This is a genomic window from Qipengyuania polymorpha (genome assembly GCF_019711435.1).
GTDB lineage: Bacteria > Pseudomonadota > Alphaproteobacteria > Sphingomonadales > Sphingomonadaceae > Qipengyuania > Qipengyuania polymorpha.
On the sequence record NZ_JAIGNK010000002.1, the window covers coordinates 666,642 to 689,000 of the forward strand.

The window sequence follows — 22,359 nt, forward strand, 5'->3', positions numbered from 1 at the left end:
CGCTATTTATAGGTTATCGGAGCAAACAAGGAGAGCAGCTTGGCGAAGAAAGAGACAGAGGCAGAACGGCGCGGGGGCGCGCAGGCCGAAACTCTCACAGGCACGGCCGGCGCTGACGACATACGCGGTTTCGGCGGGGACGACAGGCTCTTCGGTTTTTCCGGCGACGACCTGCTCGATGGCGGCAGCGGTGCAGACCTGATGGTCGGCGGAACGGGGAACGACACCTACTATGTCGATGCAGCGACAACCGACTGGATTGTCGCCGAAGGGCCGCTCGACGAGATTGTCGAGTGGACGGGCGGAGGAATCGATACCGTCATTACATCGGCTGCCGCCACCCAGCTGTGGTGGGGCGTGGAAAACGGCATCGCCACCGCTGCCGGAGCCATCCTTGCCGGAAACCTGCTCGGCAACACGCTGACCCTCGAGCAGACCGGCGAGGCCTACGGGCTGCGCGGAGCGGACGAACTTGTCGGAAGCGAAGGGAACGACCGTTTGTTCGGCGGGAACGGCACCGATATCCTGCTGGGCGGTGCGGGTAATGACGTGCTCGATGGGGGCACGGGAGCGGATGTGATGACCGGTGGTGCTGGCAATGACACGTACTACGAGGACGTGCGCGACGATGCGATTATCGAGGCATCGGGCGAAGGGACGGACACGCTTGTTTCCACGCTATATTACGCGCGCCTCGTGGCCAACGTGGAAAACCTCGTGATGGCAGGCGAGCGCGGGCGCATCGGCATTGGCAACAGTCTCGACAATACGATGACCGGCAACGAACTTGCCAACACGATCAGCGGATATGCTGGAGACGATGTTCTTCTAGGCCTCGGCGGTTCCGACCAGTTGTTCGGCTATAGCGGCGACGACATTATCGAGGGCGGCGCAGGCAATGACCGGATTCACGGTGACGAGGGGCGCGATATCCTGACCGGCGGGGAAGGTCGCGACATCTTCTATTTCAGCGCGCCCGAGACCGGGAACGACCGGGCAACGGCAGATATCGTCACCGATTTCCACCGTTTCGAGGACAAGCTAGCCCTCACCTTGGCTCCGGGCGTGGAAGCCCGCTTCATCGGGTCGGACGCCTTCACCCACAGTGTTGGGGAGGTGCGGTTCGAAGTGCTCGACGATGGAGTGCTGGTCGAAGTCGATGAGGACGGCGATAGTAGCGCCGACTTCGCCATTTTCCTCCGCGACTGCGATGCGCAGCTCACGGCGAACGATTTCATTTTCTGAGGAAGGGCGCGCTTGGCAGGGGTGACAGGATTCGAACCCGTGGCCCTCGGTTTTGGAGACCGATGCTCTACCAGCTGAGCTACACCCCTGCAGCGCGAGGGGCGCACTAGTCTAGCGCCGCGCACTTGGCAAGACACCTATCGCAGCTCGCCAAACAAACTGATAGGAAGTTCGCGCAATGCATGCCCCCGTGCCAGAGACGATACCTGTAGAACTGTTGCTGCGCGCCTATCGCAGCGGGGTCTTCCCCATGGCCGACCATCGCAGTGACCGCGAGGTCTACTGGGTCGAGCCGCGCGAGAGGGCGATCATCCCACTCGACGGCTTCCATATGTCTAAGAGCCTGAAGAAGGTGCTCAGGCAGGACCGCTTCCGCGTGAGCTGCGACGAGGCCTTCCCGAATGTCATCGCCGCCTGCGCCGAGCCGCGCGAGGAACTGTCCGAAAGCTGGATAAGCCACCAGATCGAAGCGAGCTACATCGAGTTGCAGCGCGCCGGCCACGCGCATTCCATTGAGGTTTGGCAAGGCGAGGAACTGGTCGGCGGCCTCTACGGCGTCGCCTTCGACCGTGTCTTTTGCGGCGAGAGCATGTTCAGCCGCACCGACAACGCCAGCAAGGTCGCGCTGGCATGGCTGGTCGCTGCGATGCGGCGCGCGGGCTATGCGCTGCTCGACTGCCAGTTCATGACCGACCACCTCGCCACCATGGGCGCGGTGGCCATGCCGCAATCTGCCTATCTGGAAAGGCTGTTTGCCGCGACCGGCACGCCGTTATCGAGCATTCCGCAAGCCGTGGCCGCGGCAAATGCTCACTCTTCGCCCGGGAATTCCATCGCGCAGGATTTGACCCAGACGTCGTAAATCGGGTGCTCGACGACGTTGATGGACGGCTTGTTCTTGAACAGCCAGCCGGAGAAGACCCTGCGGAATTCGTCCTCGGTCCCGCGTTCGCGAACGAGGACCTGAACGAAGCCGCCCTCGTCCTTCTCGAATTCCCACGGCGCGGTGCGCTCGCAAGCGCGCAAGCGGATGATGACGTCGCCGACGCGCCGCTGCTCGCCGGGCTTCAGTTCGAGGTCCTGGCTGAGATTATTGCGCTTGTTGAGCAGGCCGATGGTCGCGACGCGCTCTTCCATCGGGGTGCCGATGCCGGCATCCTCGGCGATGATTTCGGGCAGTTCGACGCCTTGGAGTTCTTCGGGAATTTCGGTTTCGACCGGCGCCGGCTCGGGCGGGTCGTCCGAACAGGCGGCCAGCAATGCCACCAGCGGGAACAGCGCGACCGCCCGAAGCATAATCAGGCGTCCGGCGACCAGGCTTCGTAGTCGCCCACGGCGCGGGCGCGCTTGCCACCGCGCTCCAGCGCGCCTTGCGGACGGTAGGCCGCCTGCGTGCCGGTCGCGTTGGGCGTATAGTCCGCTTCCCAGATGCGCGCGGGCGGAAGGTTGCTTTCAGGAACGTCGTCGAACGAGCCGTGCAGCCAGCCATGCCATTCGCTCGGCACGCGGCTTGAATCGTTGGCGCCTTCGTAGATCACCCAGCGGCGCTCGCGCTGGCCTTCGCCGCGCTTCTTCGAGCGGTAATATTTGTTGCCTTGCGCATCGGTGCCGACGTGTTCGCCATTGCGCGACGACCAGAGCAGCGTGCCGATGGTCGCACCATCCCACCAGGTGAAGATTTTGCCGAGGATACCCATGGCCGCGCCCCTATCCGATTCGTCGCCCCGCGCCAAGAACCTAGTGCGCAATTACCAGCTGACGCTGTCGCCAGGTTCGATGCCGAGCTCCTCTGCGCGGCCTCCGGCAATTTCCAGCACCGCGCTGACCGAGCCGACCGAATAGACCGGCTCTTCCGAATAGGGTTCGGTCATCGCCGCGATATTGGTGATGCGACCATCGAGCCCGACGAAGATGATATCGAGCGGGATGGGCGTGTTCTTCATCCAGAAACTGCGCGCGGTCGGCTGCTCGCTGGGAAAAAGCATCGCCTCGCCCCGTCCCAGCTGTGTGCGGTGCATCAGGCCCTTGGCCTGCAACTCCTTTGTATCGGCGAGCTCTGCGCGGAATTCGTAGGAATTCTCGCCGGTCGAGACGACCACCGGTACGATTTCGAGACCCGAGACGGGGTGCGTGCTACTTTGCGCGGCGGCGACTGTATTCTCATCGGTGGCGGCTTGCGGCGAGCAGGCCATCGCCAGCCCGGCCAGCGCTGCGGCCATCAATCGCTTGCTTCGGCGACCCATTCTTCCAGTTCCCTTTCGCTGCCCGCCTCCACTGCGCGGCGGGCGTGGTCGAAGGAATGGCCTGCGCGGAGAATGGCGGCAAGCTGCTTTTCGCGCGCCTTGTGTGCTGCCTCGGGACCCTCACCCTTCGGCGCGATCCGGAACGGGCCGAAACGGCGGCGGCGGACATAGGCGAACACGGCCTCGCGCGCCTCGTATTCCTTGGGTGCATTGGCAGCACGGACGCTCTCGCCCAGACCGTCGGCCTTAAGCTTCTCCTCGACCCGCCGCGCGCCGTAGCCCCGCGCCAGGAGGCCGCTCGTCTTCATGCGGGCATAGGCCTCGTCGTCGACATAATTCTTTTCGGCAAAGCGGGAAACGAGACCGTCGATGTCGGGCTCCCCCTCGCCGTCCCAGCCACGCTCGCGCAGCTTGCGCTTGAGATAGGCTTCCAGCTTGCCCGAAGAGGTCGCAAACCGCGCGACATAATGCAGCGCCAGATCGTTCAGCCGCGTGCGGTCGAGCGGTTTTGGTGTGCGACGAACTCGCCTGCGTGTTGCATCACCATCAGCCATCGGCCATATTCGTGCCACAAACCTTGACGAATGGGAAAGGCTGAAAGGAAACCGCTTGTGGGAGGGCGGCTTTCATTCGTGAGAGGGTCGCCTGCAAGGCATTGTTTTCAAAAGGTATAAAGACAAAATATGACCGACGCCATTTTGACGCCGACGCCGAACGACTGCAGCCTGCCGCGCCGCAGGAGCGATTTTGCGACCTTCAACGAGGCCATCGATTACGCTGCGAAGAGCGAAAAGGGCCTAAATTTTCACGATATGCGCGGCTCGCTTGAGCGCGTGTATCCGTTCGCCGAAATGCGCGAGGATGCGCTGAGGCTCGCCTATGTCATGAAGGCGTATGGCATCGAGAAGGACGACCGCGTCGCGCTGGTCGCCGAAACCAGCCCCGAATTCGCCGCGCTCTTCTGCGCCTGCGTCTATGCCGGTGCATGGCCCGTGCCGCTGCCGCTGCCGACCACCTTCGGCGGCAAGGACAGCTATATCGACCAGCTGAAGGTCCAGCTGGCCAGCAGCGACCCCAAGATCCTCATCTACCCGCCCGAAATCGCCGAAATGGCGAAGGCGGCTGCCGACCAGCAGGGCTGCGACGGCGAAAGCTGGGACGTATTTGCGAAGCGCGACGGGCCGGAGTGCGAACTTCCCGAAGCCCGCCCCGACGACATCAGCTACCTCCAGTATTCCTCCGGCTCGACCCGCTTCCCGACCGGCGTGGCGGTTACCCACGAAGCGCTGCTGCACAATCTCTTCGGCCATGCGACCGGCGTGGACCTCGGCACGAACGATCGCGTGGTCAGCTGGCTGCCGTGGTACCATGACATGGGTCTGGTCGGCTGCTTCCTCTCGCCCATCGCCAACCAGGCCTCGGTCGATTACATCAAGACCGAACATTTCGCCCGCCGCCCGCTGGCGTGGCTCGACCTCATCAGCCGCAACAAGGGCAATACGCTCAGCTATTCGCCGACATTCGGCTACGACATTTGCGCGCGCCGTATTTCGAGCCAGAGCCATGTGTCCGAGCGGTTCGACCTCTCGCGCTGGCGCACCGCCGGCAATGGTGCGGACATGATTCGCCCCGACGTGATGCAGAATTTCGTCAACGCTTTCTCCGAAGCCGGCTTCAAGGCGACCGCCTTCACGCCGAGCTACGGCCTTGCCGAAGCGACGCTGGCGGTCACCGTCATGCCTCCGGGCGAAGGCATCCGCGTCGAACTGGTCGAGGAAGAGCGCCTTTCGGGTCGCCCGCGCGACCTGTCGAAGCCCGCGCGCTATCGCGCCATCGTCAATTGCGGCAAGGCCCTGCCCGGCATGGAAGTCGAAATTCGCGGCGAAAATGGCGACGTGAAAGGCGACCACCAGATCGGAAAGGTGTGGTGCCGCGGCAAGAGCGTCATGCACTCCTATTTCCGCAACGAGGAGGCCACCAACGACTGCTTGGTCGATGGCTGGCTCGACACGGGCGACATGGGCTATCTTGCCGATGGCTATTTGTTCATCGTCGGCCGCGCCAAGGACATGATCATCATCAACGGCAAGAACCTCTGGCCGCAGGATATCGAATGGGCGGTCGAGCAATTGCCCGGCTTCAACCATGGCGACATCGCCGCCTTCTCGGTCGACACCGAAAATGGCGAGGAAGCGCCCGCCGTGCTGGTCCACTGCCGCGTCTCCGAGCCGGAAGAGCGCCTCAGGCTGCGTGAGCAGATTGCCGACAAGGTCCGCGGTGTCACCGGCATGAGCTGCGTGGTGGAACTGGTGCCGCCGCGTACGCTGCCAAGGACCAGTTCGGGCAAGCTCAGCCGGGCGAAGGCCAAGCGCCTTTATCTCTCGGGCGAAATCCAGCCGATCGAGCTCGAACTGGCCGCCTGACAGAACTCCCAGGGATCGAGCAATGTGGCGTCTCGGCAACAGCCCGATGGCGCTCCGCGAGACGTGCCATTTGGGCGATGAGTGACGGAACGCCGCCATTTCCTGACTCATTATTTTCGCACGCAAAGCGGGTCGCGACGCTAAGCTGTGTGAAAAGACATGACGAGAAACTTGCGTGGGAAACGGGTTCTCATTGTGGAAGACAACCCGGTCCTCGCTTACGATACTCTGGACTTCTTGAAAGAAATCGGTGCCGAACCTGTCGGACCCGCACTCGACCTGCGATCAGGCCTCGAACTGGCTCGCCGAACCGTTCTGGATGCCGCCTTGCTCGACACAAACCTGGGGAACGGGGAACTGGTCTGGCCGCTCGCGGAAACGCTCCGCCAGCATAATGTGCCGGTCATCTTCATCAGCGCGGAATGCACGAGGAAGTATTTCCCCGAAGCCTTTCAGGCGTTCACCTGCCTCGAAAAGCCGGCCTCGAATGACGAGATACTGGACGAATTGACCGCCGCGCTGGCAGCTTAGGCCGCAGTGCCGATCGCGCCCTTGGGAAGCGTGCGCAGGTAGAAGGTCGTGGTCAGCCCCGACCGATGCCATTCGGTCTGCCCCTTGGCATCACCCGTCGAACCGAGCCGTTCGAGCAGCTTGAGACCCGAGCCGACGCGCTCTGGCAATGGGACATCGCGTCCGCATTCCTCATGCCATTGCAGGCGTAGCGAACGGCCCTGCATTTCACCGCTCAGCGTAATCCTGCCCTTCTCGTCACGCAGCGCGCCATACTTCAAGGAGTTGGTCTGCAATTCGCCGAGGATGAGCGCCAATTGCTGCACTGCGTCGTCGCCGAGACGCGCATCGGGCACGTGCAGCACCTCGATGGCCTCACCCGCCCCGCTGGCCCCGAGCACCTGCGACAGGGCTTCCTCCGCCGTGATCGGTTCATCGCGATGGACGGTAAGCAAGTCCTGTGCACGCGCCAGCGCCATCAGCTTGCTTTCGAATTTCTCGCTCATCTCGGCGGCGGTTTCGGAATGACGCGCGAGCAGCTTCGCCACCGAACCGACCACCGCCAGCTGGTTCTTCAGCCGGTGCCGCATTTCACGCGCCACGGTTTCCGCAAAGCCGGCCTCCCGCTCGGCCTCCTCGCGGCGGATCTGGTCGTTGAGCCGCCGGTTCATGTAATCGGTCACGTCGCGCATCGTAACCAGCACGTGCACCAGGTTCTTGGTGCTGTCGTAGACGGGCGCCGCGACGACATCCCACCAGTGCGGCTCCGCGACCTTGCCGGGGCTGAAAACCTCGAACCGGCTGCGGTGCCCGCGCAGGGCCTTGGCGTGACTGTCGGTGAATGTTTTTCGCGTGTCTTCGGGCCACAAGTCGACCCATGGGTTGCCCGCTACCTGCTCGAATTCCTCGATTTCCAGGGCGGTGCGGGCGTTCTTGTTCATGTACTCGAGATCGCCGTCGGGACTCAGCAAGAGGATACAATCCTGGCTCTGGTCGAGGATCGCGGCCAGCACGACCTGCGATTCATCTGCAAAACTCGTCATGTACGCGCTGGACACACCCATTCCCCGTCCTAGCTTACGAGACCCCTCTCGATGCGACTCGATTAACACAAAAAGCCCTTATTTCCGAATCATTTAGCTTTCCCGCGCACGGAGCCTTGAAGATTGCGTCTTAGGAACCTAATACAGATAGGAGATTCAAATGGAGGTCTTCGCCAGTCATGAGTGATGCAAAACCGCAGGCAGAAACGGCCAGCGCCCCCACACCCGCTCCCACCACGACGGCGGCTCCGCCCGAATTCGACCTGACCCCGCCCGATCCCGTTCCCGCGGTCGCGCCCGAAAAGGCGGCCGGCCTCGTGCCCGTGTCGGAAGAAGTGAAAAGCAAGCTCCAGACCAAGGTCGACAGCTTCGTCGACGATTTGCTGGCGCAGGACGCGAACTCGCCCGAATTCGGCAAGAAGGTCGACCAGCTCACCAATATGGGCCGCAAGGAAATCATGGCCGCCGCCGGCATGTCGAACCGCTTCCTCGACCGTCCGGTGCGCGCGATGGACAAGGACGAGGGCGTGGGCGCCAACCTCGCCGAACTGCGCCGCGTCGTGGAAGACCTCGACCCGGGCAAGCGCGGCAAGCTGTCGGGCACGCGCAAGATCCTCGGCATCATCCCCTTCGGCAACAAGCTGACCAATTACTTCCGCAGCTACCAGAGCGCCCAGACGCATATCCAGTCGATCCTCGGCAATCTTGCCAGCGGCAAGGACGAGCTCATCATGGACAATGCCGCCATCGACGTCGAACGGCAGAAGCTGTGGGAGGCGATGGGCAATCTGGAACAGATGATCCACATTTCCAACTCGCTCGACGCGAAGCTGGAGGAAAAGGCTGCCGAACTCGATGCGACCGATCCCGCCAAGGCCAAGGCCGTGCGCGAAACGGCGCTGTTCTACGTCCGCCAGCGCACGCAGGATTTGCTCACCCAGATGGCAGTCAGCGTACAGGGCTACCTCGCGCTCGACCTCGTTAAGAAGAACAATGTCGAACTGGTGAAGGGCGTGGACCGCGCCAGCACCACCACCGTCGGTGCGCTGCGTACCGCAGTGACCGTGGCCGAGGCGATGACCAACCAGCGCCTCGTGCTGGGCCAGATCACCGCGCTCAACCAGACCACGTCGGGCATCATCGACAGCACTTCGACGATGCTGCGCGAGCAGACCGGCAAGATCCACGAGCAGGCCGCCGCCAGCACCATCCCGCTGGAAACGCTGCAGCGCGCCTTCCAGAACATCTACGACACGATGGACGAGGTCGACAATTTCAAGGTCCGTGCGCTCGAAAGCATGAAGCAGACCGTCACGGTGCTCTCCGACGAGGTCGAGAAGTCGAAGGGCTATATCGCCCGCGCCGAAGGACAGGCGCAGGCGCAGCGGCAGGTCGCCGAAAGCGGCCTGTTGAGCATCGAGGGCTAAGACCTTGGGCGAGCTCACACGAGACAGCGACCGCATCCTCGACGAAGCCCGGCGTGTGCGCGACGACAACCGCGAGGGCGGGCGTCACCGCCGCGCTGGTTCGATCGGGGCCGGCTCGGCGAAGATCAAGTCGAAGCACCTCACCAAGAAGCTCGTGCAGCTCGCCATCGGGCTCGTCGGCATCTGGGTCGCCGCGGGCATTGCCGGAGCCGTGCTCAACGGCATCGGTTTCTGGGGCGTGATGATTGCCTTCCTGATGATGGCGCTGCTGTTCGGCGGTGTCATGATGCAGAAGGTCAAGGTTCCCAGGCGCGCCGACATCAACAAGGGCAATGTCCAGCAGATGGTCGGCCGGACTGAACTCTGGCTCGAAAGCCAGCGCCCCGCCCTGCCCCCGCCAGCGGCCGCCATCGTCAGCGACATGGGCGTGCAACTGGACGCGCTTGGGCTTCAGCTCGAGGGCGTCGACCAGAACCACCCCAAGGCGCGCGAAGTGCGCAGCCTCGTGGGCGAGCAGTTGCCAGAGATGATCGACAGCTACCAGCGCATCCCCGCGCACATGCGCAAGGAAGAACGTGCTGGTTCGACGCCCGACCAGCAGCTCACCGAAAGCCTCGGCAAGATCAGCGGCGAAATCGATTCGATCACCCGCCAGCTGGCCGAAGGCTCGCTCGACGACCTCGCCATCAAGCACCGCTATCTCGACTACAAGTTCGGCGCCGGTGCCGAAACCTCTCCCCAGCTGGAGCACAAGGACTGATGCGCGTTCCCCTTCCCCACAATCTCGGCAAGGAAGAGGTGCGCCGCCGCCTGAAAACCCGCAGCCATGAAATCGGCGACGCCATCCCCGGCGGCATGGCCGATGTGACAACCAGCTGGCCCAACGAGGACTGCATGGCGCTGGACATTCACGCGATGGGCAATCTGACCCGTGCTCAGGTGCTTATCGAGGAAACACAGGTCGTGTTCGAAATCGACTTGCCGCCCGCGCTGTCTTTCGTCGAACCGATTATCGCGGGCGCCATCCGCAAGAAGGGCCAGAAGCTGCTCGCCGCCGAGTGACGCCGGCCTCTCTCCAAGCCATTCTGCCTGCTGGAAAATATCCAGCACTCCAGCGGAACCAAATTCCGTCCTGCGCGCTTAGTATCGCGGCCCGACGGCTAAGTTTGCCCGCCGTCCGCCGCGCCTCGCTTTCGAGCCTCCGGTTCGCAAGGCCCGGCAATGGTCTTTTGGCGAACGGGTTAAGCAGGGACGGGGGTCCGTATTTTGAGAGAACGACTGAGGCAGGCGACAGGGGAAATCCATGCGCGCCTCGACGAGACGGTCGGCCACATGCCGGTCTCCTCCGAGAACGAATACGCAGCCTTCCTTTCGGCGCAGTTCGCAGCCCGCTGCGCGGTAGAGCGCGCGCTTGCCATGCAGCCGCCGATGGGTCTTGCTGCACCGCCATCGCAGGCTGCTGCGCTTGCGCAGGATTTGGCCGATCTTGGCGTGACGCCTGAGCGCATGCCGCACGAATTCGCCCTCGATACCCCGGCAGCCGCCCTTGGCGCAGCGTGGGTCCTTGCCGGGTCTTCGCTGGGCAACAAGGCGATGCTCGTCCAGCGCGGCAAGACCGGATCCAAGGGTCCGGAACGCTTCTTGAGCGATACCGGCCTCGCCCGCTATTTCGGCGGCCTGCTCCATGTGCTCGACCGGCCCCACTCGGAGGCCGATATCGCGCAAGCCATCACCGGCGCGCTCGCCACCTTCGCTCTGTTCGAACAGGCTTTCGCCGCGGTCCGGCTGGAGAAAGTCGCATGAGCCATGGCGACCCGCAGGTAGACCTGTCCAATTGCGACCGCGAGCCCATCCACCAGCTCGGCCGCATCCAGGATTTCGGCGCGCTGCTGGCGGTGAACGCCGACTGGTTCCTCGCTCACCGCTCCGCCAATCTCGAAAGCATGCTCGGGCTCGAAAGCGAACTTGAAATAGGGTCACGCTTGTCGAACGCCATTTCGCAAGGTGCATTCCAGAGGCTGCGCAGCGGCGTCGCCGCACTGGTCGACAGTGACCAAGTCGAACGCATCTTCGGTGTCGACCTTCTAGGCAATGGCAAGCTTTTCGATTGCGCAATCCACGCCTCAGGCCTCTACACTGTTATTGAAATCGAGCCTCATGCCGAGGGTGACCTTAACCGGCAAATAGCGCTGTTGCGCCCCGTCATGGCCCGGCTCGAGAAGCACGAAGATACCGGTCGCCTGCTAGACGAGGCGGCTCGCCAGTTGCGTGCCACGCTCGATATCGACCGGGTGATGGTCTACCGTTTTCACGGGGACCTGTCAGGTGAAGTGGTCGCTGAAGCGCGGCGCGACGATCTCGAGGCCTTTCACGGTTTGCGCTATCCGAAAAGCGACATTCCGGCACAGGCGCGCGAACTCTATAAGCGCAACCGTTTCCGCATCATAAGCGATGTGACTGCCGAAACCGTTCCGATCCTGCCGGAGCACTCCTCCGAAGGCGAACCGCTCGATTTGTCGATGAGCACGCTCCGTGCTGTTTCACCCATCCATGTCGAATATCTGCGCAACATGGGCGTGGGCGCATCGCTGTCGATTTCGATCATCATCGGCGGCAAGCTTTGGGGATTGTTCGCCTGCCATCACTATGGCCCCAAGAAACTTCCCTATTCGCAGCGCACCTCGGCAGAACTTTTCTCGGAGCTTTTTTCGCTGGTGCTAGAACGCGCGCTATTTCGCGAGCGCGAGGAACTGCGCGAGGCCCGGCGCAGCATTCATGACCGGCTGATGCGTGATATTGCGGCAGGTACGCCGCTGTCCGACACCCTGCCCACGCTTACCCCCGTCATTCAGCAGGTTATTCCCCACGATGGCGCAAGCGTCTTCATCGAAGATATATACAATTCCAGTGGGTCTGCCCCGAACGAAGAAGAATTCCGGGCAGTGGTTTCAGGGCTCAACGCGGCTGCCACCAGTCGCATCCTCGCAACCGATGCGCTAAGCGAGCGATTGCCCAAGGCGGATAGGTTCGCCAACCGTGCCTCGGGCGCGATGGTGATACCTGTCTCGCGCACCCCGCGCGACTACCTTGTGCTGTGGCGCAAGCCGTTGACCCAGAAAGTGCTCTGGGCGGGCAATCCCGAAAAGCCGGTGGAATACGGCCCCAATGGCGCACGCCTGACCCCGCGCAAGAGTTTCGAGGCATGGCAGGAAACGGTCGAAGGCCGCAGCGCGCCATGGAGCGATGGCGAACTCCATGTTGCCGATGGCCTGCGCACGACGCTGCTCGAGATCATCCTTCGCCTGACCGATGAGGCCGTGCAGGAACGCGCCAAGTCACAGGCACAGCAGGAATTGCTGATCGCCGAGCTCAATCACCGTGTGCGCAACATCCTCAACCTCATCCGCGGCCTCATCAGCCAGTCTCGCCGCGAGGCGGAATCGATGGAGCAATTCACCGAAATCGTCGGCGGGCGCATTTCCTCGCTCGCCTCGGCGCACGACAATATCACCAAGAGCAACTGGTCACCCGCTCCGTTGAGCGAGCTTATCGAGACCGAAGCGCACGCCTATCTGAGCGCCGAAAAAGACCGTGTCTTTCTGAGCGGACCGAATGTGCTGCTCCAGCCCGAGGCCTATACGGTTGTCGCCTTGGTCATCCACGAGATGGTGACCAATTCCGCCAAATACGGCTCGTTGTCCGATAGTAGCGGCCAGCTCGAAATCACAATCTCGCGCAATGATGATGACTCGCTGCAGCTGACGTGGAAGGAAAGTGGCGGCCCGCCGGTGAAACCGCCCACGCGGCGCGGCTTCGGGTCCACTATCGTCGAACGCTCGATCCCCTTCGAACTGGGCGGGGAGGCAAAGGTCGACTACAAGCTCTCGGGACTGGAGGCGGACTTCTGCATCCCCTCTCGCTCTGTCGTCTGGAAAGGTGGGCACATGGGTTCGCAACCGGATAAATCCTCAGGCATTTTCAGCGGTCCAAAAGGCGAAACGCACGCACCCGAAAGCGTACTGCTTGTCGAGGACAGCATGATCATCGCGCTCGACACGGAAGACTGCCTGCGCGAACTCGGCGTGAAGAAAGTCATCGTCGAAAGCACGGTTGCGGGCGCGCTGGCCAGCCTTGAAAAACACGAGCCCGACCTCGCCATCCTCGACTACAACCTCGGCAAGGAAAGCAGCGAGAAGGTGGCAGAAGAGCTGGCCCGCCGCTCCATCCCCTACTGGCTCGCCACCGGCTATGGTGAAATGGCCGAGCGCGTGGAAGAAATGGGCGCGCGCGGCCTGCTGACCAAGCCCTATGGCAAGGACGAGCTGGTCGGCATCATGGAAGAACTGGCTGGTTCGTCGAACGCGGCGGATTGAACACCAGCAGGCAACGCTCGCTGGCGGTGAAATCGATGTCGCGCAATTCCTTTGCCCAGCCGGACTGGCCAGGCGCGACAGCCTCGCCCGCAATCGTGCAATGGCCGGCCAGCGGCAGGATTTGCACTGCCCCTCGATAGGGCGCAATCTCCTGCCCGGGCACGCCTGCGACCTGCACGACGCTGTAATGCGGTCCGTCGACGAGCACCTGCGAGCGCCGCGGATCGACCTTGCGCCCTAGCCCTGCGGGATGAGGGCCTGGCCGAACCGAGCGCATGGCCTCGTCGAGGTGCAATTCGCGCGGCCGCCCGTAGTCGTAGAGGCGAAAGGTCACGTCGGTGTTCTGCTGCACCTCTACCAGCGTGAGGCCCGGCCCGATGGCGTGGACCGTGCCGGAGGGAACATAGAGGAAATCGTCGACCTGCACCTCGCGCCAGTCGAGCATGCCTTCGATCGATCCGTCGAGCGCAGCGGAGCGAATGTCCTCTCGCGCGACCTCCTGCCGAAATCCGATGGCGAGCCGCGCACCCGGCGCAGCCTGCGTTACCAGCCAGCATTCGTCCTTGCCTGCCCCGACCGGGCAATGTTCGGCAAGCGGATGGACCTGCACGGAAAGCTGCTCTGCCGTGAACAGATATTTGGTCAGGATGTCCCGAAGGAGGGCCGGGGTGTCGAACCAGATCTCGCCAACCGCATCGCCGCAGGGCGAAGCGAAGGGGGCCGGCAAGTCGCGCCGCCCCCAAGGCTTGACGAGGCGTTTCATGCCCAGGATGCCGCCGCCGTTCACCTGCTCTCATCCCCTGCAAGCGAACCGATTTTCTCGGCCGCATCCCGCGCCACGACGAGGACTTCGTCTCCCTCGACGACGATGATGACATCTTCAAGGCCCAGGGCGCTAACGCGCGGACCATTGCTGCGCACCATGACACGCTTGCAGTCGACCAGTCGGGCATTGCCGCTTGCGGCCCCGCCCTTGCTCTCATGCGCATCCATCAGTGCCTTCCACGAGCCGATGTCCGACCAGCCCATGTCGGCAGTCACCACCGCGGCATGGCGTGTGTTCTCCATCAGCGCGTAATCGATGCTCTCTGCCGCGATTGCAGAAAAGGATGCTTCGGCCGGGAGGAAGGTGTCACCCTTTTCCCGGCCCTCTTCGACTGCAGAGCGGACCAGTTCCGCCATCTCGGGCCGGAATTGCGCAAGTTCGTCGAGGAGTTGCCCTGCCCGGAAAACGAAAATGCCTGCATTCCAGACGAAATTGCCGTCCGCGAGATAGGCTGCGGCCGTCGCTTCATCGGGCTTCTCGACAAAGCGGGCCGTGCGATGCCCCGCCCCGAGGACTTCGCCGCGCTCGATATAACCGTAGCCCGTTTCGGGTCTGTCGGGCTCGATCCCGAGCGAAACGAGATTTCCGTCGGCGGCGAGTTCGCTTGCAGTATGGACCGCATCACGGAAGGCCGACTCGTCGGCAATATAATGGTCGCTGGGACAGGCCAGCATCAGTGTTTCCGGGTCCAGCCGCGCCGCCGCCAGCGCTATCGCGGGAGCTGTGTTGCGCGCGCAAGGTTCGACGATGAGTGCATGATTGCCCGCCTGCTCGGCCACCCACTGCCGGTGGGCCTCGCCCGCCACCACGAGTGGGGTGGCAAAAAGCGACCGGTCGGCCACCCGGTCCAGCGCCTGCTGGAACAGTGTCCGCTCCCCCAGGAGCTGCAGGAATGGCTTCGGCTTTTCCGGAGTGCTCACCGGCCACAGCCGCGTGCCCGAACCCCCACACAGGATGACCGGTTGTATTAGCATTTGCGGACCCGTTTTATCATGGCGAGGGCTATAACTGCGCCCTCGGGCCTTGTCAGTTAAAGAACCGCTGCTGGTAGTAGAAGGGCGCGGCCACCGGATTGCCCTGTGCATCGCGGGCCGGCTCGAAGCGTATCTGGCTGTACGACAGCTCGCATACCTTGGCGTCGGTTTCGGGGAACGGGCTGGCGCGATAGACCGAACAGGAGGTCACGCGGCCTTCGGCGGAGACCATCAGCTTCACGATGACCGATTTGCCGATGCGCGCCTCGCGTCCGCCGGGAGGAATGGGAAAGGCGCTTGAATCGCTGATTGCGCGGGTGAGAACCGGCTTGGTCGCCGCAACACCGCCCTGCCCGCCGCCACCACGGCCTGCACCGGTACCTAGCCCGCTACCCGCCGCTCCGGTGCCCGCGCCAGCATCGGTGGCACCCGACGTCGTGGCCGTGCCCGTCGAGGATGCGCGGGGCTTGGGTGTGTCTTTCTTCGGCAGCTTGGGTTTGGGCGCCGTGACCGGTTGTGGCACGGCCTCCCGGCCAGGATCGCCCTGCGCACCTTCATCTGGTTCGGGCTCCACCACGGGTGTTTCTTCTTCAGGGGCAGTTACGGTCACCGTAAAGGCAGAGACCACGCTCTCTTCCACGCTCGCGACCGTGTTCGGCGCCAAGCTACGTATCAGTACGTAGAAGATTACCAAATGAATCAAAGCTATAGCGAAGATAACCCAAGGGTTGGGTCGCTTCCTGGCGGTACTGAAATTGGTCGCTTGTTCGGCCATATCCGCATCAACGGCAAAGTTGGCCCATGCGTTCCGCGCTGCGCGACATCGCGAACACGACGAGAGACCCGGAGGATTGGCACAGGATCATGGCTACGATTGCCGGCAGAAGCGAGCCCCTCACCCCGCGCGCAGCCCATTCCCTGAAAGGCTTCGTCTTCGCGTCGCTGATGATGCTTGCCTTCGGCGCGCTGGCTTATCTGTGCATCGAACTGACAAGGGGAAGCGGACGCATTGCCGTCATCTGGATTCCCAACGCGATCGTTGTCGCCATGCTCCTGCGATGGCGCGTCCCTGATGAAAGGCTCGCCATTGCGGCCTGTGTGCTGGGCAATGTCCTGGCGAATCTTGCTGTTGGAGATGCGCCGCTGGTCGCGGGCGGGCTGGCCCTCGCCAATGGTGCGGAAATCCTTCTCGCCGTGCTCCTGGCCCGCAAGTGGTGCGGTGGCGATCCGCGCATGGACGACATCAACGACCTGTCTCGCTTCGTGTTCGCAGCCGGGATCCTGGCGCCGACCGGCTCTGCCATGGTGGCCGCCTGTGTCTTGTGGCTGAACGGCCCGTTCGGCCTGGCGGGGATGACGCGCTGGGCGATGTCCGATTCGCTGAGCATGCTCATCATCGCACCCAGCGCGATGGTAATTATCGACGCAGTCCGCAAACGGCGGAGGCCGACGCGGCGTGAACTGGTGGAATGGCTGCTGCTGACCGGCTTCGGCACCACCGTGACACTGCTGGTTTTCAGCCAGACTACCTATCCTTTGCTCTTCATCATCCCGCTGGTGGTCATTTCGCACGCCTTTCGCCTCGGAACCCTGGGGACCGCGTTCTCGGTGCTCAAGGTCGCAACGATCGCCTCGATTTTCACCGAGCTGGGCCATGGCCCCATCAACCTGCTCCCGGTGGCCGCCGAATTCCAGTTGCTGCTGCTCGAGGGGTTCCTCGCGTCGGCACTCGTCGTCGGCCTGCCCGTGGCCGCCGCCTTGTCGACCCGCGAGCGGATTACCCGCGAGCTGGAGCTGCTGGCCGAGAATATTACCGATGCGATCCTGCGATATGACCTGCACGGCCTGTGCACCTACGCCTCGCCTTCGGTCACCGCCGTTCTCGGAGCCCCGCCGAGTGCCTTCATGGGGACGACCACCGATGAACGGGCGCATCGCGATTCGCGCGAAGACATCGCCCGGGTGCAAAGCCGTCTCCTTTCCGGATGCAGCGATACCGAGCGCTTCACCTATCGCCGCCTGCTCGACGATGCCGACGGCAATCCCGTCTACATCGAGGCCGACTGCGCCGTTGCCTACGACAACACCAATGGCGAACGCGAAGGGATCATCGTGTCCGCTCGCGATGTGACCGAGCGCGTGCAGCTCGAGCGCAAGCTCAAACGCGCAACCCGCCACGCCGAGAATGCCGCACGCGCCAAGGCGCAGTTTCTCGCCAATATGAGCCACGAAATCCGCACTCCGATGAACGGTGTGCTCGGCTTTGCCGACCTGCTGTGCCAGATGAAGCTCGAGGATGACGCTGCCCACTATGCCGAACTCATCGTCAGTTCGGGCCGCTCGATGATGATGCTGCTCAACGACATCCTCGATATTTCGAAAATCGAGTCCGGGCAGCTGGTGCTCGCTTACGAGAAAACCGACCTCGGTAAGCTGGCGGGAGATTGTGTGCGGCTCCACCAGACCGGGGCCGAGCGGAAGGATGTGCACCTTTCGCTGGCCTGCGGGCCCGACTTGCCCGAGCGCGTTGTTACCGACCCGCTGAGGCTGCGCCAGATCCTGCTCAACCTCATCGCCAACGCAGTGAAATTCACCGAGAACGGCTCGGTCGAAGTCAGCGTGCAGCGCGAGGGCGAGCGGCTGGCGATATCGGTCGAGGACAGCGGTATCGGCATCGACCCCGCCCGGCTCGAGCAGATTTTCGACCCGTTCACGCAGGAAGAGGCCAGCACGACAAGGCGCTTCGGCGGAACGGGACTGGGCCTCAGCATTTCGCGCCAGCTGGCCGAATTGCTGGGCGGGTCGCTGTCGGTCGATTCCATGCCGGGCGTGGGATCGCGTTTCACCCTGCGTGTACCGCTTGAAGAGGTCCCGGCCGAGGCTGCGGCCGCGAAACGCAATGCTGCGGAAGCTCCCGCAGCGCAGATGCGGAGCGGGGCGCGCGTCCTGCTCGCCGAGGACCATGACGTAAACCGCATGCTGGTCACCGCCATGCTCGAGCAGCTGGGGCAGCACGTCGAAGTTGCGCATGACGGTCTCGAAGCCGTGTCGAAAGCGCTCGATGCAGCGGAAAGCGATGCCCCTTTCGACCTCGTGCTGATGGATGTCCAGATGCCGGGCTGCGACGGCTATTCGGCCACCCGGATGATACGCCAGGGCGGCGTCTCGCAGGCACGGCTGCCGATTGTCGCGCTGACCGCCAACGCGTTCCCGGAGGACGTGGCGGCCGCGCGCGATGCGGGGATGCAAGCCCACCTCGCCAAACCTCTGGTGTTCGAGGAACTCGCCGCCGCGCTCGCCCGCTGGCTTCCGGTGCGGATTGTCGATGAAGCGCCGCGACCAGCCGTTGCCACACCCACGCCCGGTCAGACTCACTCGAAGGAAATTCTCGCGCGCTGGAACGAGCGCCGCTCCGAAGCTCTCGACGCCGTCAACGCCGCCTTGCGCGATGACAGCCTGGAAGGCGTGCGCGTGGAGGATTTGGCACGCACCGTCCACAAGCTGGCGGGCACTGCCGGCATGTTCGGCGAGGAGGAGCTTGGGGAGAAAGCCGCGGCGCTCGAACGTGCCTTGCGCGCTGGCGTGGAACGCGAGGTAAGGAAGCAGCTTGCCGAAGAACTGGTGGCGATGGCCTGAGCCGTTCCGCCCCGCTCCACGCCCTTCGCGCACAAACGAAAAGGGCGGCCCCGAGAGGCCGCCCTTTCCTGTATCAGTTCCGCTCTCGCGATTAGAACTTGTAGCTCACACCAACCTTGATGCGCCACACCGATGCCGGCGTGTAAAGCTGGTTGTCGGCTTCGAATTCTTCGACGCCGTTGAAGCCGCTGATGATGTAGCGGCCCTGGTCGTCGATGCCATCGATGTCGGCAACACCCTGCTGGCCAGCGTACTGACGCGAACGCAGCACGTTCCAGTCGCCGTCAAGCATGTTCAGGAAGTTGTCGATCATGCCGTAGACCTGGATCGAGTCGTCGAGACCGAAGAAGCTGCCCGGACCCGGGAGGTTCTGCGACAGCTTGAGGTCCATGTCGAAGTACCAGTCGTTCTCGCAGGTATTACGAGCGATGGTACGACCGGCATAGTCCTTCGCACAGTCGAGACCGGCAGCGAACTCGGCAAGGTCTGCGACTGCATCCATGTCGGAATCGGGCGACACATTCGGGTCGCTGATGCCGGTCGGGATGTAGAGCAGCGCGTTGTCCGAACCCGAGGTGCTGTCGTTGAAGATGCCGCCGCCGTTGAAGGCGAGACCATAGTGACGGCCCGAACGAGCGGTGAAGCTCGCCGTGAAGCGGGTGTCATGCTCGGGAATGAACTCTTCCGCGATGGACAGACGCGCAGTGATGTTGTGCGTATTCGAGTAGATCGAGGTGGCTTCGGCCGGATTCTGCAGGTCGAAGGCCAGCGTACGGTCGTAGTTCGAGCCCGCGGTCGAGCTGGTCATCGCACGACGGTCGTTTGCATCGGTGTAGGCATAGCCGACGAGGAAGTCGACGCCGCCGCCATCGGTGATGATGCCGCTGCTGGTGCTCTTCGACAGGATGAACGAAGCCGTCCAGCTGTCGAAACCGTCTGCATTGGTGAGAATCAGCTCGTTGTCGCGACGGGTGTTGAAGCAGGCGAGGTTGACGTTGGTGTAGACCGGGCCAGGGTTATTGCCCTGGAACTCGGCGGTACAACCGTCAACCGTCGGGTCAATCGCGCGATAGATCGGGCGACCGTCGATGGTGTAGCCATTGAGGCCTGCGCCCGGCGCATCGATCGGATTGGCGACAACCTGCGAAAGGTCGGCAATCGTGAACGGGTTCTTGAAGGCGGAGTAGATGAAGTCCGTCTTGAAGCGCCAGTTGCTCAGGAAGCCTGCATCCGCGAAGTCCAGGCCGCTTTCGAAGCCGAGGTTGAAGCGCAGAACGCTGGGCGTCTTGATGTCGGGGTCGATCGACTGCGTGTCGGCCTGACCGTTGGCGGCTTCGGCCTGACCGTCGGCGAAGACGCACTGCGGAACACCGGTGAAGACACCGCCGACGTAGACGTCGTTGCTGACGCCGTCACATGCGCTCGAACCGAGGTTGCCTTCCGAATAGGTGATACCGTTGTTCTGGAAGGCGTTGCCGAACCAGACCAGCGGGTCACCGCCCGAGAAGATGCCGGCACCAAGACGCAGGCTCGAACCGGTCAGCGGGCCGACGTCACCCAGGTCGTAGGTGAAGGCAGCACGCGGCAGGAACGAGACGGGCAGGTTGCTGAAGCCGATGGCGTTCGAACGGCCATAACGCTCTGCGAAGTTCGGGTTGTAGGCCGGAGCGTCACCGTCATACAGGTCGACGCGGACGCCGATGACTGCATTGAGGCGATCGGTCATGTCCCAATCGTCCTGCGCGAAGAAGCTCCAGGTGGTGCGGGTGAAGTCTGCCGCAGCGTCATTCACGTCGCCCGTTGCCGAGGAAGCACCGGTCGCACCCACAACGCGGTTGTTGTAGAGGTTGAAACCGAAGAATCCGCGATCGCGGCTGCCGGTGGTCAGGATGCCTGCCTCGAAATCGTCGAGGTTGGCGAAGTTGAGCACACCGCTCGAACCGGGGACGAACAGGTTGAAGATGCCAACCTGGTTCCAGGTCGCGCCCAGCTTGAAGTTGTGGTTGCCAGCGTCGATGCGGGCAATTGCGGTGGCATAATCGACGGTGGTGTTCAGCTGGTTGGCCATACGGAAGTATCCCGGGCCAGCCTGGAAGCCACCGTAGATGTCGCTGTCTGCGTCGTAGGTGCCGACGTTGATCTGCGGAAGCGGGTTGTCCGACTGCGCTTCACCGCCGCCGACCGGATCTTGGAGATCGTCGATCTGCGAGTGCGCATAGCGCAGCTCGGTCGAGAAGTTATCCGACCAGTCGGAGTAAAGGCGAGCCGAATAGTAATCCGACTTGGTGCCCGAGTTGTAGAAGTTGTTCAGTCCGGTGATGGTCGGCGAGCTGATCGAGCTGAAGATACCATCACGCTTGACGGTGTTTTCTTCGAGGCGCTGGTAGGTCGCTTCGAGACGATGGTCGTCGTTGATCTGCAGGTCGAGACGGCCGAAATAGCGGTCGTTCTCATACGGCAGGTTGTAAACCAGCGGACCGGCTTCGATGCCGTACTGATCACGCAGGATCTGCGAGAAGCGGTTGAAGTCCTCGACCGAAATGCCGGGGGTTTCGTTGGCATAGCCGCCGCCCGAGGGGCCGAAGTCCCATGCTTCGCCGCTTTCCTGGTGCGAATAGGCACCGAAGAAGAACAGGCGGTCGGGGATGATCGGACCGCCGAGCGAAACGCCGTAGTTCTTCTGCGCTTCGACGGGATTGGTTTCTTCGCCGGCGACGTCCTTGCCGCGCAGGCCGTTGTCCGAATATTCGTAGAAAGCGCTACCGTGGAAGTCGTTACCGCCCGAACGGGTGATGACGTTGATGGCGCAACCGGTGAACTGGCCGTATTCCACATCGAACGGAGCGAATTCGACCGAGGTTTCACGGATCGCCGAGTAGGGGATCGGGGTCGAGCTGCGCGATGCGAAGCCGTTGCCGTTCAGGCCGTAAAGGTCGCCCTGGCTGATGGCGTCGACTGTGAATGCGTTCGAACGGTCGTTACCGCCGAGGCACGAGATGCGGTTCTGGCCCGAGCTGGTGTCGGCGTCGAGCGTGACGCGCGGGTCGAGACGGATGATGTCGCGAACGTCGCGGTCGAAGGTCGGCGATTCTTCGATGATGGCGGTGCCGAAGCCAGTGCCCGGTCCGACTGCAAGCTGCGTCACGCGGACGCGCGAGCCGGTGACGACGATGACGCCGCTGCCGCTGGTGAGGGTGAAGGTCAGTTCGGTAGCACCCGAGACGTTGGTGTTGACGCCTTCGACCGTCTGGCCCTCATAGCCATCGGCGCTGGCCGAAACGGTGTAGGGTCCGCCCGTGACGAGGTTGGCTGCGTTGAAGCCGCCGTTCACGCCGGTGGTCAGCGTGCGGGTTGCGCCCGTACGCGTGTCGGTGACAGTGACGGTTGCGCCGGCGACAGGTGCGCCTGCTTCGTCCTGGACCGTACCCTGCACGGTCGAGGTAATCTGCTGTGCAGCTGCCGGAGTGGCAACCATCGCGCCGGTCGCGGCAAGGCTGACCGCGCTTGCAGCAAGGAGATACTTGAACTTCATCGGAGAAGACCCCTTCGTCTCTTCAGATTGGAAATGAGTAGCACTGGATATGCGCAGCCCCGCTAGGCGTGCGATGTTTCGCCAAAGCTATCCTTTTGTGACAGAGTCAAGACACACCCCCGACAAG

At 62.9% G+C, this 22,359-nt stretch carries 19 protein-coding genes and 1 tRNA gene; 10 read left to right on the forward strand and 10 right to left on the reverse strand.

The features are described from left to right. The first annotated feature begins 39 nt into the window (after positions 1-39). Positions 40-1,245 carry a calcium-binding protein gene (locus K3152_RS14275; RefSeq protein ID WP_221573651.1) on the forward strand — a complete coding sequence of 402 codons (1,206 nt, stop codon included), beginning with the start codon at positions 40-42 and terminating at the stop codon, positions 1,243-1,245. 13 nt (positions 1,246-1,258) lie between these two features. On the opposite strand, the gene K3152_RS08495 is transcribed toward K3152_RS14275, so the two are convergent. Further along, positions 1,259-1,334, reverse strand: a tRNA-Trp gene (locus K3152_RS08495). Positions 1,335-1,423: 89 nt separating this feature from the next. Here K3152_RS08495 and aat point away from each other — a divergent pair. Continuing rightward, positions 1,424-2,107, forward strand: coding sequence for a leucyl/phenylalanyl-tRNA--protein transferase (gene aat / locus K3152_RS08500; RefSeq protein ID WP_221573652.1), 684 nt, complete (start codon positions 1,424-1,426; stop codon positions 2,105-2,107). Here aat and K3152_RS08505 read toward each other — a convergent pair. The 4 genes from K3152_RS08505 to K3152_RS08520 are packed head-to-tail and all read right to left on the reverse strand — an operon-like array spanning position 2,056 to position 4,042. Continuing rightward, positions 2,056-2,541: a DUF2155 domain-containing protein gene (locus K3152_RS08505; protein ID WP_221573653.1), complete on the reverse strand. Its 486-nt coding sequence runs from the start codon at positions 2,539-2,541 to the stop codon at positions 2,056-2,058. The genes aat and K3152_RS08505 overlap by 52 nt on opposite strands. 2 nt (positions 2,542-2,543) lie before the next feature. Continuing rightward, entirely contained in the window at positions 2,544-2,942 is a 399-nt protein-coding gene (locus tag K3152_RS08510) for an NADH:ubiquinone oxidoreductase subunit NDUFA12 (protein ID WP_221573654.1), read from the reverse strand. Between the two features lie 51 nt (positions 2,943-2,993). After that, entirely contained in the window at positions 2,994-3,464 is a 471-nt protein-coding gene (locus K3152_RS08515; RefSeq protein WP_221573655.1) for a DUF192 domain-containing protein, read from the reverse strand. After that, entirely contained in the window at positions 3,464-4,042 is a 579-nt protein-coding gene (locus K3152_RS08520; protein WP_221573656.1) for a regulatory protein RecX, read from the reverse strand. Before K3152_RS08520 ends, K3152_RS08515 begins: the two co-directional genes overlap by 1 nt. A 129-nt stretch (positions 4,043-4,171) precedes the next feature. Here K3152_RS08520 and K3152_RS08525 point away from each other — a divergent pair, with 129 nt between their 5' ends. Both K3152_RS08525 and K3152_RS08530 read left to right on the forward strand, forming a co-directional pair. Beyond that, positions 4,172-5,911: a fatty acyl-AMP ligase gene (locus tag K3152_RS08525; RefSeq protein WP_221573657.1), complete on the forward strand. Its 1,740-nt coding sequence runs from the start codon at positions 4,172-4,174 to the stop codon at positions 5,909-5,911. A gap of 195 nt (positions 5,912-6,106) precedes the next feature. Continuing rightward, positions 6,107-6,442, forward strand: coding sequence for a response regulator (locus tag K3152_RS08530; RefSeq protein ID WP_221573658.1), 336 nt, complete (start codon positions 6,107-6,109; stop codon positions 6,440-6,442). Here the strand turns inward: K3152_RS08530 and K3152_RS08535 are convergent. After that, a complete protein-coding gene (locus K3152_RS08535) occupies positions 6,439-7,464 on the reverse strand; it encodes a PAS domain-containing protein (protein ID WP_221573659.1) in 1,026 nt (341 codons plus the stop codon). The genes K3152_RS08530 and K3152_RS08535 overlap by 4 nt on opposite strands. A 179-nt stretch (positions 7,465-7,643) precedes the next feature. On the opposite strand from K3152_RS08535, the gene K3152_RS08540 reads away from it, so the two are divergent. The 5 genes from K3152_RS08540 (at position 7,644) to K3152_RS08560 (ending at position 13,264) form a co-directional block, all read left to right on the forward strand. After that, positions 7,644-8,891, forward strand: a complete 1,248-nt coding sequence (locus K3152_RS08540; protein WP_247713277.1) for a toxic anion resistance protein — start codon at positions 7,644-7,646, stop codon at positions 8,889-8,891. A 4-nt stretch (positions 8,892-8,895) separates the two neighbouring features. Beyond that, the gene (locus K3152_RS08545) at positions 8,896-9,651 is read left to right on the forward strand and encodes a hypothetical protein (RefSeq protein ID WP_221573660.1); all 756 of its coding nucleotides are present in this window, start codon (positions 8,896-8,898) and stop codon (positions 9,649-9,651) included. Then, positions 9,651-9,953, forward strand: coding sequence for a hypothetical protein (locus K3152_RS08550; protein ID WP_221573661.1), 303 nt, complete (start codon positions 9,651-9,653; stop codon positions 9,951-9,953). The genes K3152_RS08545 and K3152_RS08550 overlap by 1 nt, the downstream gene beginning before the upstream one ends. Positions 9,954-10,157: 204 nt before the next feature. Next, entirely contained in the window at positions 10,158-10,694 is a 537-nt protein-coding gene (locus K3152_RS08555) for a biliverdin-producing heme oxygenase (RefSeq protein ID WP_221573662.1), read from the forward strand. Further along, the gene (locus K3152_RS08560; RefSeq protein WP_221573663.1) at positions 10,691-13,264 is read left to right on the forward strand and encodes an HWE histidine kinase domain-containing protein; all 2,574 of its coding nucleotides are present in this window, start codon (positions 10,691-10,693) and stop codon (positions 13,262-13,264) included. Before K3152_RS08555 ends, K3152_RS08560 begins: the two co-directional genes overlap by 4 nt. Here K3152_RS08560 and K3152_RS08565 read toward each other — a convergent pair. The 3 genes from K3152_RS08565 to K3152_RS08575 are packed head-to-tail and all read right to left on the reverse strand — an operon-like array spanning position 13,224 to position 15,728. Then, the gene (locus K3152_RS08565) at positions 13,224-14,027 is read right to left on the reverse strand and encodes a class I mannose-6-phosphate isomerase (RefSeq protein WP_221573664.1); all 804 of its coding nucleotides are present in this window, start codon (positions 14,025-14,027) and stop codon (positions 13,224-13,226) included. The two genes, K3152_RS08560 and K3152_RS08565, sit on opposite strands and share 41 nt — an antisense overlap. A 20-nt stretch (positions 14,028-14,047) precedes the next feature. Next, the gene (locus tag K3152_RS08570) at positions 14,048-15,064 is read right to left on the reverse strand and encodes a mannose-1-phosphate guanylyltransferase (protein WP_221573665.1); all 1,017 of its coding nucleotides are present in this window, start codon (positions 15,062-15,064) and stop codon (positions 14,048-14,050) included. Between the two features lie 52 nt (positions 15,065-15,116). Continuing rightward, positions 15,117-15,728 (reverse strand): TonB family protein, encoded by a 612-nt coding sequence (locus tag K3152_RS08575; RefSeq protein WP_247713278.1) that lies wholly within the window; start codon positions 15,726-15,728, stop codon positions 15,117-15,119. Positions 15,729-15,928: 200 nt separating this feature from the next. Here K3152_RS08575 and K3152_RS08580 point away from each other — a divergent pair, with 200 nt between their 5' ends. After that, positions 15,929-18,700 carry an ATP-binding protein gene (locus K3152_RS08580; RefSeq protein WP_221573667.1) on the forward strand — a complete coding sequence of 924 codons (2,772 nt, stop codon included), beginning with the start codon at positions 15,929-15,931 and terminating at the stop codon, positions 18,698-18,700. A gap of 91 nt (positions 18,701-18,791) precedes the next feature. Here the strand turns inward: K3152_RS08580 and K3152_RS08585 are convergent, their stop codons facing one another. Continuing rightward, complete coding sequence (locus tag K3152_RS08585; RefSeq protein ID WP_221573668.1) at positions 18,792-22,232, reverse strand: TonB-dependent receptor; 3,441 nt, start codon at positions 22,230-22,232, stop codon at positions 18,792-18,794. Between the last annotated feature and the right edge of the window lie 127 nt (positions 22,233-22,359).

Excerpts from the sequence above, each read along its gene's own strand:
- K3152_RS08520 (WP_221573656.1), bottom strand. The coding sequence starts at position 4,042 with ATGGCTGATGGTGATGCAACACGCAGGCGAGTTCGTCGCACACCAAAA.
- K3152_RS08525 (WP_221573657.1), top strand. The coding sequence starts at position 4,172 with ATGACCGACGCCATTTTGACGCCGACGCCGAACGACTGCAGCCTGCCG.
- K3152_RS08550 (WP_221573661.1), top strand. The coding sequence starts at position 9,651 with ATGCGCGTTCCCCTTCCCCACAATCTCGGCAAGGAAGAGGTGCGCCGC.
- K3152_RS08560 (WP_221573663.1), top strand. The coding sequence starts at position 10,691 with ATGAGCCATGGCGACCCGCAGGTAGACCTGTCCAATTGCGACCGCGAG.
- aat (WP_221573652.1), top strand. The coding sequence starts at position 1,424 with ATGCATGCCCCCGTGCCAGAGACGATACCTGTAGAACTGTTGCTGCGC.
- K3152_RS08540 (WP_247713277.1), top strand. The coding sequence starts at position 7,644 with ATGAGTGATGCAAAACCGCAGGCAGAAACGGCCAGCGCCCCCACACCC.
- K3152_RS08580 (WP_221573667.1), top strand. The coding sequence starts at position 15,929 with ATGGCTACGATTGCCGGCAGAAGCGAGCCCCTCACCCCGCGCGCAGCC.
- K3152_RS08515 (WP_221573655.1), bottom strand. The coding sequence starts at position 3,464 with ATGGCCGCAGCGCTGGCCGGGCTGGCGATGGCCTGCTCGCCGCAAGCC.
- K3152_RS08585 (WP_221573668.1), bottom strand. The coding sequence starts at position 22,232 with ATGAAGTTCAAGTATCTCCTTGCTGCAAGCGCGGTCAGCCTTGCCGCG.
- K3152_RS08505 (WP_221573653.1), bottom strand. The coding sequence starts at position 2,541 with ATGCTTCGGGCGGTCGCGCTGTTCCCGCTGGTGGCATTGCTGGCCGCC.
- K3152_RS08510 (WP_221573654.1), bottom strand. The coding sequence starts at position 2,942 with ATGGGTATCCTCGGCAAAATCTTCACCTGGTGGGATGGTGCGACCATC.
- K3152_RS08565 (WP_221573664.1), bottom strand. The coding sequence starts at position 14,027 with ATGAAACGCCTCGTCAAGCCTTGGGGGCGGCGCGACTTGCCGGCCCCC.
- K3152_RS08570 (WP_221573665.1), bottom strand. The coding sequence starts at position 15,064 with ATGCTAATACAACCGGTCATCCTGTGTGGGGGTTCGGGCACGCGGCTG.
- K3152_RS08535 (WP_221573659.1), bottom strand. The coding sequence starts at position 7,464 with ATGACGAGTTTTGCAGATGAATCGCAGGTCGTGCTGGCCGCGATCCTC.